Here is a 1,472-nt window from a genome sequence, read left to right on the forward strand (position 1 = left end):
TCTTACTGTGTCATAAATTTAATCTTCTACTTACCCAGTGGCAATGAGGGCAATGTCCCAGATCGCTGGCCAGTGCGACGCTCAGGCGCAGGCGTAGCGTCGTGATCGAGTCCGCTACGTGACGCTGCGCGCGCCGGGCTTCCCCGAGGGATGTAATCTTCGGGAACGGCAGGCACTTGGCGTTGGGCGAAGTTTTTTTTACTGCCAGCATCGCTGCCGGCCTTGAGTCGTTGCGCCATCAGAAACCCGTAGGCCGCGATGCTCAGCGTGGCGTGATGGTGAAACCCGCGCCAGCCCCGTCCCTCATAGTGGCCCAGCCCGAAGTCTTGCTTCAAGTCCTGGTAGTCGCGCTCAATGCGCCAGCGCATCTTGGTGACGAACACCATTTGCTCCAGTGTGGCATCTTGTGGCGCGGTGGTGAGGAAGTATTTGGTCGGCTCGGCCTCGCCTTCTGGCCATTCGATCAGCAGCCACTCCTCAGCGCGCATCTGCGTGCCTTGGTAGTCCCGATGAGCAGGGCGCACGCGCACCCCAGCGAAACGCGAGCGCAGTTCAGAGTTGGTGCCCTCGCGCCAAGTGACGATGCACCAGGTTTGCTCGGGCAAGGCCATGGCCAACGCCTTCACGGCCACCGGCTCATTGCCAGGTTCCCGGCGCAGCCGCGTGGGCCGTGTGCCGCGCCCCGACCAGGCTTTGGGCGGCAGCGGCGCAGTCCCCGGTGCCCACACCGTGGTGGCCGGGCGAATGCCGACGGCGTAGCGCATGCCCAATTCGGTGATGCCATCGCGAAAGGCGGTTTCATCACCATAACCGGCGTCTGCCAGCACCACGCCCATGGAGACACCCGCAACGACTGCCTGGCGCATCTGCATCAGCGCGATTTCGGGCTTGGTCGCAAACGCCTGTGTCTCAGGAACACCCGCTGCCTTGCGCCGCACCGGGTCAGCCGCCCAGTCTTTGGGCAGGTAGAGTTGGTACGCTATTGGGATACTGCCCTGAGCGCTTGCCAGGGACAGGCTGACGGCCACCTGGCAGTTGTCTTGCTTGCCCAACTGGCCGCAATACTGGCGGGCCACGCCCACCGAGTGGCGGCCCTTCTTGGGAAAGCCCGTGTCGTCGATGATCCAGTAGCAACCGCTATCCAATCCTAGCGAGGGCATGACCCAATCGCGTACCCGCGCCATGACCTGTGAGTCCGACCACTCGGACTTGGCCACAAAGTGATGCAGGGCTTGGTGGCGGGCGCTGGCGTGCAGGGGATCAACGCGCGCGGCCATGGGTTCTACGCTTTTGCGTGACAAAGGCAGCATCAGGCCGGTGCAATACCCACTCAATCCGGCGTGTCGATCGGCATGGCCCAGCCCAGCAGACAAATGATCAACGTAGCGATTGAACTCCTGCGATATGTCCATCACGCCCCCAGTCAAAATTCACGCTGCGTTTATGATAGCATAATTTATGACACAGTAAGA

General features: G+C 61.8%; 1 protein-coding gene. It reads right to left on the reverse strand.

Translation table 11 applies throughout. The annotated features are described in order from the left end of the window. Positions 1-26 precede the first annotated feature (26 nt). Positions 27-1,412 carry an IS701 family transposase gene (locus tag C5P05_RS09355; RefSeq protein WP_114969575.1) on the reverse strand — a complete coding sequence of 462 codons (1,386 nt, stop codon included), beginning with the start codon at positions 1,410-1,412 and terminating at the stop codon, positions 27-29. Positions 1,413-1,472: the final 60 nt, after the last annotated feature.

Source organism: Rhodoferax ferrireducens (assembly GCF_003347515.1).
In the GTDB taxonomy this organism is placed as follows: Bacteria; Pseudomonadota; Gammaproteobacteria; order Burkholderiales; family Burkholderiaceae_C; genus Rhodoferax.

Bases quoted from the DNA above. Each gene is read 5' to 3' on its own strand.
- C5P05_RS09355 (WP_114969575.1), bottom strand. From the start codon at position 1,412: ATGGACATATCGCAGGAGTTCAATCGCTACGTTGATCATTTGTCTGCT.